Consider the following 9,237-nt stretch of genomic DNA (forward strand, 5'->3'; position numbering starts at 1 on the left):
CCATTCGTCCACCGTCGAACGACCACGGTGGAGGACGCGTACGGCCGCTGCCAGGATCGAGCCATGAGCGTGATCGAGAACTCCAAGCTGACGGTCGTGGGCGCGGGAAGCGTGGGGGCGAGTGTCGCGTACGCAGCCCTCATCCGCGGCTCGGCGCGGCACGTCGCGCTCTACGACATCGCGACCGACAAGGTCGAGGCCGAGGTGCTCGACCTCGCACACGGCACGCAGTTCGCCGGTTCCAGCGACATCACCGGGGGGAGCGACGTCTCGGTCGCCGAGGGCTCCCACGTCGTGGTGATCACCGCGGGGGCGAAGCAGAACCCGGGGCAGACCCGCACCGAGCTCGCCGCGACGAACGCGCGCATCATCCGCGACATGATGCCGAACCTGCTCGAGGTCGCGCCCAACGCGGTCTACGTGATCGTGACGAACCCCTGCGACGTGCTGACGGTGCTCGCGCAGGAGGCGACGGGCCTGCCCACCCGCCGCATCTTCGCCTCGGGCACGGTGCTCGACACCTCACGGCTGCGGTGGAAAATCGCGCAGCGCGCGGGAGTGGCCACGTCGAGCGTGCACGCCTGGATCGTCGGCGAGCACGGCGACACCGAGTTCCCGCTCTGGTCCACCGCCACGATCGGCTCGGTGCCGATCACGCAGTTCGAGCTTCCCGACGGCGGTCGTTTCGACAAGGACGAATTGGATGCCATCGCCGTCGACGTCCGCGACGCCGCGTACAAGGTCATCAAGGGCAAGGGCGCGACGAGCTACGCGATCGGTCTGTCGAGCGCGCGCATCGTCGAGGCGATCCTGCGCGACGAGCACGCCATCCTGCCCGTCAGCACCGTGCTGCAGGGCTTCCACGGCATCGACGGCATGGCCCTGTCGGTCCCGTCGATCGTCAGTGCGGCAGGAGCGGTACCCGTCGCCGGCACGCCGTTCTCCGACGACGAGGTGGCGCTGCTGCGCCGCTCCGCCGACGCCCTCACCGAGGTCGCGGACTCCCTCCGCAGCTGAGGCCGCGCCGGCAGAACGCGCGTCACGCCGCCGACGCGCGTCGGGCCGCGGACGCGCGTCGAACGGGCGACCGACCGGTGCCCCCACCGGCGAGCCCACACGCGCGTGGCTCCGACGCATAAACGCTATTGCAGCGTGTAAACACGCAGCCAGCGCGTTTCTGCGCGCGGATCGCGTTTATGCGTGGGCCGACAGCGGGCGCGGGGCGCCAGATGCCACGGCGCGGGACGGTCCGGCACGGGCGATGTCGGAGGCCCCGCGTAGCCTGAACCCATGGCATCCCGACGTCCCGCTGCAGCACCCGCTCCGTACCGCTGCACCGAGTGCGGGTGGACGACGGTGAAGTGGGTCGGACGCTGCGGTGAGTGCCAGTCGTGGGGCACCGTCGTCGAGGCCGCAGAGCAGACGGGCATCGTCCGCTCGATCGCGCCGGTCGCACCCGGAGCTGCGCGCGCCGCTCGCCGCATCACCGAGATCGACACGCAGGACGCCCCGCGACGGACCAGCGGCGTCGGCGAGTTCGATCGCGTTCTGGGTGGGGGCATCGTGCCCGGCGCGGCCATCCTGCTGAGCGGCGAGCCGGGGGTCGGCAAGTCGACGCTCCTGCTCGAGGTCGCCGCACAGAGCGCCCGCGCGGGGCGCCGGGTGCTGTACGCCAGCGGCGAGGAGTCCGCCGCGCAGGTGCGCCTCCGCGCCGAACGCACGGGGGCTCTCCACGACGAACTCTTCCTCGCGGCCGAGACCGACCTCGCCACGATCCTCGGTCACATCGACCAGGTCGAGCCGGGGCTACTCATCGTCGACTCCGTGCAGACCGTGTCATCGGCGCACAGCGACGGCGCCGCCGGCCAACCGGCGCAGGTGCGCGAGGTCGCATCGGCGCTGATCCGCGTCGCGAAAGAGCGCGGCCTGCCCATCATCCTCGTCGGCCACGTCACCAAAGACGGCTCCATCGCCGGACCCCGCATCCTCGAGCACCTCGTTGACGTGGTCTGCCACTTCGAGGGCGATCGGCAGACGTCGCTGCGCTTCGTCCGCGCGCTCAAGAACCGCTTCGGCCCCACCGATGAGGTCGGCTGCTTCGACATGACCGGCACCGGCATCGCCGAGGTCGCCGACCCGAGCGCGCTGTTCCTCGGGCACGGCGAACCCGAGCCGGGCACGTGCGTCACCATCGCGATGGAGGGGCGCCGGGCCCTGCCCGTCGAGATCCAGGCGCTCGCGGTGCGGCAGACCGCGCCCAACCCGCGGCGCATCGTGAACGGCGTCGACTCCTCGCGCGTGGCGATGGTGCTCGCCGTGCTCGAGAGTCGCATGGGCCTCACACTCTCCGACCGCGACGTCTACGTCTCGACCGTCGGCGGCGTACGCCTCGTCGAGCCCGCGGCCGACCTCGCCATCGCCATCGCGGTGGCCAACGCCGTCAAGAACCGCAAGGTGTCGAAACGTCTCGCCGCGATCGGTGAACTCACGCTGACCGGCGAGATCCGCAACGTCACGCAGGCTGCCCAGCGGGCATCCGAGGCCAAACGGCTCGGCTACCACACGGTGCTCGACTCTTCATCGCGCAAGCTCGCTCAGGCGCTCAACGAACTGCAGGTGCGCGGTATGCCGCGCGACGAGAGCGAGCCCGGATTCTGACCGCCGTCGGGTGACGGCACTGGCCCACGGCTACGACCCGGACGCGCGATCGGTCACGCGGAGCGAAAGCAGGACGTGTCGGTGGTGCGTCCGTCGCGTCCCACCTGTGGTGGCGCGACTCGGATCAGCGCGCCGGGAACAGAGGACCGGAAGCCGCGTGCCCAGGGTCAGCGCCCGGAGAGAGAGGACCAGAGGCCGCGTGCCTGGGGTCAGCGCCCGGGAAGAGAGGACCGGAGGCCACGTGCCTCGGGTCAGCGCCCGCGAGGAGCGATCGGTGGCCGAGTGCTTCGGGTCAGCGCCCGGGAGGAGCGGACCGGCGGCGGCGGTGCGGCGACGTCATACCCAGAACGGCGGGGATGACAAGTCCGGCGGCGCACACGGCACCGGCGATCAGGAACTCCATGGCCCCGAGTCTTGCACGCCGGTCTCACCCGCGCGACTCGGGTTATTCACCACCCCATGCGAACCCCTCGCCCGCTGTGCCGGCCCGCACGCACGCTCCCGTGGCATAGCCCGCGGGTGCCGCGCCGCTGGTCGAGCCCGCGCGCAGCGACCTCCCCGCCCGCCCGCATGCGTCGGGCGATGCCGCGCGCGATGTGGCACGATCGCGCGCGTTCACGCGGCACGACCGAGCTCTCGCGCAAAGCCGCCTCGGATCGCCCCGCTCCGGTCAGGCGTCGAGAGCGGTGATCAGATCGGCGGGCGACGCCTGGATCGGGTGCGGCCCGGCGATGTCGATGAACACCGTGGTGATGGCATCCTGATGCGCGCCGAGGAACGCCCGAAGCCACTGCGGTGACTGCAGCGCCACGTGCGGAGGCAGTGTCTCGGGCTTGTGCGCGGCATCGCTGAAGAGCAGCAGGGCGACCTGACCGTTGTTCGGATCGCGGTACGTCCACACCTCGCCGACGCTGAGGGGATTGTCCGCGTCGCCCGGGGTCATGAGGGGAACGACGGTGGGGCCGTGACGCAGCGCGAAGGCGATGGCGGCCATGTCCTGGGTCTGCAGCGCGTCGGAGAGTGCGGTGTTCTTGAAGTCCACGTCGAGCTTCTTCCCCTTGCGCTTCTTGCCTGCGGCCATCCTCCGAGCCTATCCGCGGCCCCGGGACGTCCGGTGCGCCCTGCAGCCCCGCAGCCCGCGTAGTCCGCCGCGGGCCCGCAGCCCGCGTAGTCCGTTGCTCGCCGCGGTCCCGCGATGTCCGGTGCGCCCCTCCGCCCGCGTAGTCCTGAGCGCCTCGCGGCCCGCGCCCCGTGCGGTCCCGTGCCCAGCGGCCTGGCATCCCGCGCGGTCCCGTGCTCAGCGGAGGAGAACCGGTGAAGGGAGGATCCGCAGACGAGATAACGTCCTACGCTAACGACACATCCTCCCCCGTTCCCGGCGCGGGGGCGCGGCTGCGCCGGGACCGGGGGCGCACAACCCGCGCCGTCCCGTGCTCAGCAGCCGCGCGAACCCGTGCCCAGCGGCCTGGCATCCCGCGCGGTCCCGTGATCAGCGGAGGAGATCCGACGAAGGGAGGATCCGCCGACGCGAAAGCGTCCTCCGCTCACCACACAGCCTCCCCCGGTCCCGGCGCGGGGTCGCGGCTGCGCCGCCCGGCGCCCGCAGCCCAATGCCCGGGTCAGCCGCGACGCACCCTTGAGCGGGCCCGGGTTACTGCAAGATGAACGAAGCGGTCCCGGCCGAGGGGAGGCCGCCGATCGAGACGCTCAGGTGATACGTCGCGCCCCCGCCCGGCGCGTAGGGGCGTTCGCCGTCGCACGAGCTCACGGACGAGCGCGTACGGTCCCAGGTCAGCGGGGCGGAGCTGGTGACGACCTGGCCCGGGGCGAGCGTCACCTCCATGTCGCTCGGCTCCGACTGGCAGTCGGTCGAGCGCCACCACACGTCGGTGCCGCTCGTCACCGTGAACGACTGCGCGCTCGTGCCCACGTTCAGGACGCACGGAGTGGCCGAGGTGTTCGACAGCCGGATGGACAGTTGCGGGTTCTCACCCTGGGCGTACTCGCCCTTGTCAGACAGCGCTTCCACGGTGATGTTCGCGGCGGTGCACTCGATGGGCCCCGCCGGCACGCTCGGCGTCGGTGTCGCCGTCGGACCTGCCGTGGGGGTGGCTGCGGCCGAGGGCGCGGCGGCGGTCGCCGACGGAGACGCTGGGGCGGTGCTCGCGGACGGGTCGGACGAGGGGGCGGCGGTCGGTGCGACACGCCAAGGCGGAGCCGCGACGAGCCACACGACGAGGCCGATCACGATGAGGGCCAGAAGCCCTGCCGCGAGACGACGTCGGCGATAGACCGCCGGGGACTGCCTCCGCCTACGGGGGGCATCGGTCATGGTTCCAGGGTAGGCGTCCTGGCCGTGAGCCCTCTCCACGGCACGCTCGGAATCACCGGTGCGTCACCGCCCCGCGGGAGGCCGACGGCGCTCAGAGGTTCTTCAACATGCGCGTGTTGCCGAGTGTGTTGGGCTTCACGTGCGCGAGGTCGAGGAACTCGGCGACACCCTCGTCGGGGCTGCGCACGAGCTGCGAATAGACGTCGGGGGGCACCACCTGTTCGCCGATCTCGGAGAATCCGCGTCGCGAGAAGAAATCGACCTCGAACGTGAGGCAGAACAGTCGCGACACACCCAGCTCGCGCGCGCGCTGCTCCAACGTTTCGACGAGGGCGCGTCCGACCCCGAGGTGCAACCAGTCGTCGTGCACGATGAGGGTGCGGATCTCGCCGAGGTCTTCCCACATGATGTGCAGGGCGCCGCAGCCGACCACGATCCCGTCGACCTCGGCGACGACGAACTGCTGCACCGAGCCGTAGAGCACGACCAGATCCTTGCCGAGCAGGATGCGCTTCTGCACGAACGGCTCGAGCAGTTCGTGGATGCGTCGGACGTCGGCGGTGCCGGCGGAGCGGACGACGAACGACGCGGGAGAAGTCATCGTCCCAGCGTACGCCGCGACGACGAAGGGGCCCGGATGCCATGGCATCCAGGCCCCTTCGTGCTAGAGCGTCAGCTCCCGGCGAGGGTGTCGGGGGTGGCGGCGATTTCGCCCGCCGTCCCGACGCCCAGCGCGACCTTCTCGCCCCGCGGGCTGGTCTCGAACGCGAACTGTCCGTTCTCGACGCTGACCTTGACGTGGTCGCCGGCCTCGAGCTCGCCGTGGAGGATCCTCTCGCTGAGACGGTCCTCGATCTCGCGCTGCATGGCGCGGCGAAGCGGACGCGCGCCGAGCGTGGGGTCGAACCCGATCTCGATGAGCTTGTCCTTGGCCTCGTCCGACAGCTCCACCGTCATGTCGCGGTCGAGCAGGCGGTCGGCGAGGCGCTTCACGAAGAGTCCGACGATCTGGCGAAGCTCGGGCTTGCTGAGCTGCGGGAAGACGATGACATCGTCGACGCGGTTGAGGAACTCGGGCTTGAAGTGGCGCTTGAGCTCTTCGTCGACCTTGCCCTTCATCCGCTCGTACGACGTCTGGGCGTTGCCCTCGACCTGGAACCCGACCGGTCCACCGGCGATCGCCGACGACCCGAGGTTCGTCGTCATGATGATCACGGTGTTCTTGAAGTCGATGACGCGACCCTGACCGTCGGTCAGGCGACCCTCTTCCAGGATCTGCAGCAGCGAGTTGAAGATGTCAGGGTGGGCCTTCTCGATCTCGTCGAAGAGCACGACCGAGAACGGCTTGCGGCGCACCTTCTCGGTGAGCTGGCCTCCCTCTTCGAATCCGACGAACCCGGGAGGGGCACCGAACAGACGCGACACGGTGTGCTTCTCACCGAACTCCGACATGTCGAGGGAGATCAGCGCGCCTTCGTCGTCGAAGAGGAACTCGGCGAGCGCCTTGGCGAGCTCGGTCTTTCCGACGCCCGTGGGGCCGGCGAAGATGAACGAGCCCGAGGGACGCTTGGGGTCCTTGAGGCCCGCGCGCTGGCGACGGATCGTGCGCGAGAGGGCCGCGATCGCCTCTTCCTGGCCGATGACGCGCTGGTGCAGCGCCTTCTCCATGAACATGAGGCGGCTGGACTCTTCTTCGGTGAGCTTGAACACCGGGATGCCGGTCGCCTGGGCGAGCACCTCAGCGATCAGGCCCTCGTCGACCACCGCGTGGGAGGCGACGTCACCCGAGCGCCACTGCTTCTCGAGGCGCAGACGCTCGGCGAGGAGCGACTTCTCCTCATCGCGAAGCGACGCGGCCTTCTCGAAGTCCTGCTCCTCGGAGGCCTGCTCCTTCTGCTCGCGCACCTTGGCGATCTTCTCGTCGAATTCGCGCAGCTCGGGCGGCGACGACAGGATCGACAGGCGCAGGCGGGCGCCGGCCTCGTCGATCAGGTCGATGGCCTTGTCGGGCAGGAACCGGTCGCTGATGTAGCGGTCGGCGAGGTTCGCCGCGGCGACGATCGCACCGTCGGTGATCTGCACCTTGTGGTGCGCCTCGTAGCGGTCGCGCAGGCCCTTCAGGATGTTGATCGCGTGGGGCAGGCTCGGCTCGGCGACCTGGATGGGCTGGAAGCGGCGTTCGAGCGCGGCATCCTTCTCGAAGTGCTTGCGGTACTCGTCGAGCGTGGTGGCACCGATGGTCTGGAGCTCTCCACGGGCGAGAAGCGGCTTCAAGATCGACGCGGCGTCGATCGCACCCTCGGCGGCACCGGCACCCACGAGGGTGTGGATCTCGTCGATGAAGACGATGATGTCGCCGCGCGTGCGGATCTCTTTCGTGACCTTCTTGAGGCGCTCCTCGAAGTCACCGCGGTAGCGGGAACCGGCGATGAGCGAACCGAGGTCGAGCGAGTAGACCTGCTTGTCCTTGAGCGTCTCGGGCACGTCGCCCTTGACGATGGCCTGTGCGAGGCCCTCGACGACCGCCGTCTTTCCGACACCGGGCTCGCCGATGAGGACGGGGTTGTTCTTGGAGCGGCGCGACAGGATCTGCATGACGCGCTCGATCTCTTTCTCGCGCCCGATGACGGGGTCGAGCTTATTGTCGCGCGCAGCCTGGGTGAGGTTGCGGCCGAACTGGTCGAGCACGGCCGAGCCGCCCTGAGCGGCGGAGGACTGCTGCTCGCCGGCGCCGGTGGCGACTCCGGCGGGCTCTTTGCCCTGGTAGCCCGAGAGCAACTGGATGACCTGCTGGCGCACCTTGTTCAGGTCGGCGCCCAGCTTGACGAGCACCTGGGCCGCCACACCCTCGCCCTCACGGATGAGGCCGAGCAGGATGTGCTCGGTGCCGATGTAGTTGTGGCCGAGCTGCAGCGCTTCGCGCAGGGACAGCTCCAGGACCTTCTTTGCACGCGGCGTGAAGGGGATGTGCCCCGTCGGCTGCTGCTGTCCCTGGCCGATGATGTCCTGCACCTGCTCGCGCACGGCGTCGAGGGAGATGCCGAGGGACTCGAGCGCCTTGGCCGCGACACCTTCGCCCTCGTGGATCAGTCCCAGCAGGATGTGCTCGGTGCCGATGTAGTTGTGGTTGAGCATCTTCGCCTCTTCTTGGGCGAGGACGACCACACGACGGGCACGGTCGGTGAATCTCTCGAACATCTCAGTCCCTCCAGAAATGGGCTGACAGGCACGCCTCCGCGCGCCGTACATCGAGAGTAACCAGCGGCCGGAGGCCAGGGACGCATGTTCGCCGTGGGCATACCGCGACCCCGGCCGGTCTTGCGGGACCCATCGATAGTCGTTACATTATCGACCACCGATAACAACGATCATCGATAAGGAGCGATCATGGCATCCCCCCAATCCACCTCTCGCACCCTCTCCCGTGGTGACACCTGGAGCTTCCTGCTCTTCATCGTCGCGGGAGTCGCGATCGCCGCGTGGGCGGTCATCCGCAGCATCGGCAACATCGTCGCGGCCGTCGGAAACCGCGACGTGCGCGTGCCGATCGAGTTCCTCGACACCGTCGCCCAGGCTCCCGTCGGTCCTGATGGCGCCGCCGTGCCCGTCGAATTGACCGGCGCCGTGGTCACCGCCCCGTCGTTGCCGATCGCCTCGCTCTGGGCACTCTTCCTGGGCGAGGGGCTCTTCGCCGCAACGGTCGTCACGGTGGTCGTCCTGCTTCTCGTGCTGTGCGTCGGCATCCTGCGCGGGCACATCTTCAGCCGCCGCCACACCGTCCTCGTCACGTCCGTCGGGGTGACCGCGCTGGTCGGCGCCTTCGGCGTGCCGTTCTTCCACAACATGGTCGCCAACGGCGCGCTGGCGTGGCTGTCGGACCGCACCTACGACCGCGGACTCACGCAGCAGATCGATCTGCCCGTGCTCATCGCGATCGGATTCGTCGCGGGCCTGTCGAGCACCGTCTTCGCCGTCGGTGACCGTCTCCAGCGCGACACCGAAGGTCTCGTATGACCCCGGCAGCCGCGGAGGACGGGCCGAGCGGCATCCACTGCCGTCTCGGTGAGCTCCTCGAGGCGCGCGGCCTCACGCTCACGCGCCTCAGCGAGCTGGTCGGGGTCTCGGTGGTGAACCTGTCGGTCCTGAAGAACGACCGCGCCCGCGCGATCCGCTACTCCACGCTCGCCGCGATCTGCCGCGTGCTCGAGTGCGAGGTCGGTGACCTTCTCGTGGTCGAGCGCTGACGC

General features: G+C 69.7%; 8 protein-coding genes. 4 read left to right on the forward strand and 4 right to left on the reverse strand.

The window, feature by feature from the left end; all coding sequences use genetic code 11:
- Positions 1 to 63: 63 nt before the first annotated feature.
- Both RWP81_RS10955 and radA read left to right on the forward strand, forming a co-directional pair.
- A complete protein-coding gene (locus tag RWP81_RS10955; protein ID WP_314456043.1) occupies positions 64 to 1,017 on the forward strand; it encodes an L-lactate dehydrogenase in 954 nt (317 codons plus the stop codon).
- A gap of 273 nt (positions 1,018 to 1,290) precedes the next feature.
- The gene (gene radA, locus RWP81_RS10960) at positions 1,291 to 2,658 is read left to right on the forward strand and encodes a DNA repair protein RadA (protein WP_055959472.1); all 1,368 of its coding nucleotides are present in this window, start codon (positions 1,291 to 1,293) and stop codon (positions 2,656 to 2,658) included.
- A 670-nt stretch (positions 2,659 to 3,328) separates the two neighbouring features.
- Here the strand turns inward: radA and RWP81_RS10965 are convergent.
- The 4 genes from RWP81_RS10965 to RWP81_RS10980 form a co-directional block, all read right to left on the reverse strand.
- Positions 3,329 to 3,739 carry a dehydrogenase gene (locus RWP81_RS10965; RefSeq protein WP_314456035.1) on the reverse strand — a complete coding sequence of 137 codons (411 nt, stop codon included), beginning with the start codon at positions 3,737 to 3,739 and terminating at the stop codon, positions 3,329 to 3,331.
- A 570-nt stretch (positions 3,740 to 4,309) separates the two neighbouring features.
- Complete coding sequence (locus RWP81_RS10970; RefSeq protein WP_314456037.1) at positions 4,310 to 4,990, reverse strand: hypothetical protein; 681 nt, start codon at positions 4,988 to 4,990, stop codon at positions 4,310 to 4,312.
- Between the two features lie 91 nt (positions 4,991 to 5,081).
- Positions 5,082 to 5,591: an amino-acid N-acetyltransferase gene (locus RWP81_RS10975; RefSeq protein WP_055959478.1), complete on the reverse strand. Its 510-nt coding sequence runs from the start codon at positions 5,589 to 5,591 to the stop codon at positions 5,082 to 5,084.
- Positions 5,592 to 5,662: 71 nt separating this feature from the next.
- The gene (locus RWP81_RS10980; protein ID WP_055959480.1) at positions 5,663 to 8,188 is read right to left on the reverse strand and encodes an ATP-dependent Clp protease ATP-binding subunit; all 2,526 of its coding nucleotides are present in this window, start codon (positions 8,186 to 8,188) and stop codon (positions 5,663 to 5,665) included.
- A 189-nt stretch (positions 8,189 to 8,377) separates the two neighbouring features.
- Between RWP81_RS10980 and RWP81_RS10985 the strand changes: the two genes are divergently transcribed.
- Positions 8,378 to 9,004, forward strand: coding sequence for a hypothetical protein (locus RWP81_RS10985; RefSeq protein WP_314456040.1), 627 nt, complete (start codon positions 8,378 to 8,380; stop codon positions 9,002 to 9,004).
- Positions 9,001 to 9,234, forward strand: coding sequence for a helix-turn-helix domain-containing protein (locus RWP81_RS10990; protein ID WP_314456041.1), 234 nt, complete (start codon positions 9,001 to 9,003; stop codon positions 9,232 to 9,234). The genes RWP81_RS10985 and RWP81_RS10990 overlap by 4 nt, the downstream gene beginning before the upstream one ends.
- The last annotated feature ends 3 nt before the right edge of the window (positions 9,235 to 9,237 follow it).

Origin of the sequence: uncultured Microbacterium sp. (assembly GCF_963521695.1) — a bacterium.
Lineage (GTDB): Bacteria > Actinomycetota > Actinomycetes > Actinomycetales > Microbacteriaceae > Microbacterium.

What these genes read in the sequence shown, in the direction of transcription:
- RWP81_RS10970 (WP_314456037.1), bottom strand. Translation starts at nt 4,990, where the DNA reads ATGACCGATGCCCCCCGTAGGCGGAGGCAGTCCCCGGCGGTCTATCGC.
- radA (WP_055959472.1), top strand. Translation starts at nt 1,291, where the DNA reads ATGGCATCCCGACGTCCCGCTGCAGCACCCGCTCCGTACCGCTGCACC.
- RWP81_RS10980 (WP_055959480.1), bottom strand. Translation starts at nt 8,188, where the DNA reads ATGTTCGAGAGATTCACCGACCGTGCCCGTCGTGTGGTCGTCCTCGCC.
- RWP81_RS10955 (WP_314456043.1), top strand. Translation starts at nt 64, where the DNA reads ATGAGCGTGATCGAGAACTCCAAGCTGACGGTCGTGGGCGCGGGAAGC.
- RWP81_RS10990 (WP_314456041.1), top strand. Translation starts at nt 9,001, where the DNA reads ATGACCCCGGCAGCCGCGGAGGACGGGCCGAGCGGCATCCACTGCCGT.
- RWP81_RS10965 (WP_314456035.1), bottom strand. Translation starts at nt 3,739, where the DNA reads ATGGCCGCAGGCAAGAAGCGCAAGGGGAAGAAGCTCGACGTGGACTTC.
- RWP81_RS10975 (WP_055959478.1), bottom strand. Translation starts at nt 5,591, where the DNA reads ATGACTTCTCCCGCGTCGTTCGTCGTCCGCTCCGCCGGCACCGCCGAC.
- RWP81_RS10985 (WP_314456040.1), top strand. Translation starts at nt 8,378, where the DNA reads ATGGCATCCCCCCAATCCACCTCTCGCACCCTCTCCCGTGGTGACACC.